The sequence below is a fragment of the Natrinema soli genome (assembly GCF_028618695.1).
The window spans coordinates 1-1,347 of the sequence record NZ_JAQIVI010000631.1 but is presented as its reverse complement, the minus strand read 5'-3'; the positions used below and the strand labels follow the sequence as shown (position 1 = coordinate 1,347).

The window sequence follows — 1,347 nt, the reverse complement described above, 5'->3', positions numbered from 1 at the left end:
GCGATGGCGACGGCGTGGTCGACGCGTGTGCCGACGACGACGCCGTCGCGTACCGCCGGCTGCCGCGGGCGCTGAAGGACCGACATCGGAAGGCCGGCTACGTGTTGCTGTGTATCGCCTCCCCACGGGTCGATTGTCGGATCGCCGTCGGCTCGAGCGTCCACGCGGAACTGGTGGACAACCCGTGGAAATGAGCCGTCTCGGGACGAACCGAGGCCGGGAGCGGACCGACCAGTCTGCGGTCAGTAACGTTAACGGGGGCGGGCGGCAACCCTCGAGCAATGTCTGTCGCCGACGAGGACGAGGAGAACCCCTACCTCCGCGATCCGCCGACCGACTTCGTGTCGGTCGAGGAACTCTCGGAGAACGAGGCCCGCGAGCAGGTCGAACTGCTCCGGGAGGCCATCCGCGAGCACGACCGCCGCTACTACGTCGAGAGCGAACCGCTGATCGCCGATCGGACCTACGACGCGCTCTTCGCCCGGTTGCGCGACCTCGAGGAGGAATTCGATCTCACCCATCCCGACAGCCCCACGCGGAGCGTCGGCGGCGAGCCGATGGAAGCGTTCGAGACGGTCGAACACGTCGAACCGATGCTCTCGATCGACCAGAGCGGCGAGGTCGAGGACGTGCGGGAGTTCGCGGACCGAGTGCGACGAGAGGTCGGCGATGTCGAATACGTCTGCGAACCCAAGTTCGACGGCGTCTCGATGGAGTTCGTCTACGAGGCGGGCAGTCTCGAGCGCGCCGTGACTCGTGGGGATGGCCGCGAGGGCGACGACGTCACCCGTAACGCCCGTACGATCGGCTCCGTTCCGCAGCAACTCCACGGCGATCACCCCGAGTTCCTCGCGGTGCGCGGCGAGGTCTACATGCCCAAGGACGCGTTTCAGGCGCACAACCGCGAACGTATCGAGCGCGGCGAGGATCCCTTCGCCAATCCCCGGAACGCCACCGCAGGCACGATCCGACAGCTCGATCCCGCGGTCGTCGCCGAGCGCCCGCTCGCGGTCTTCTACTTCGACGTGCTCGCGGCCAGCGAACTCGAGGACACCCACCGAGGCGAACTCGAGCGCTTCCCCGAGTTCGGCCTGCGGGTGAACGACCGCGTCGAGGTCGTCGACGACATCGAGGACGCGATCGAGTACCGCGACCGCATGCTCGAAGCGCGCGACGAGCTGGGTTACGAGATCGACGGCGTCGTGATCAAAGTGGACGATCGAGACGCCCGCGAGGAACTCGGGCAGACGGCGCGCCACGACCGCTGGGCGTTCGCCTACAAGTTCCCCGCCCGCGCGGAGGTGACGCCGATCGTCGACGTCGCGCTCCAGGTCGGTCGGACGGGGC

At 67.9% G+C, this 1,347-nt stretch carries 1 protein-coding gene and 1 pseudogene; both read left to right on the top strand.

Features of this window, described 5'->3' with window-relative positions; translation table 11 throughout:
- Positions 1–194: pseudogene (locus tag PGX04_RS28585) on the top strand (2Fe-2S iron-sulfur cluster-binding protein); the annotation flags it as partial.
- Positions 195–281: 87 nt separating this feature from the next.
- The coding region (gene ligA, locus PGX04_RS28580) for an NAD-dependent DNA ligase LigA (RefSeq protein ID WP_273741586.1) at positions 282–1,347 on the top strand (1,066 nt) is incomplete at its 3' end.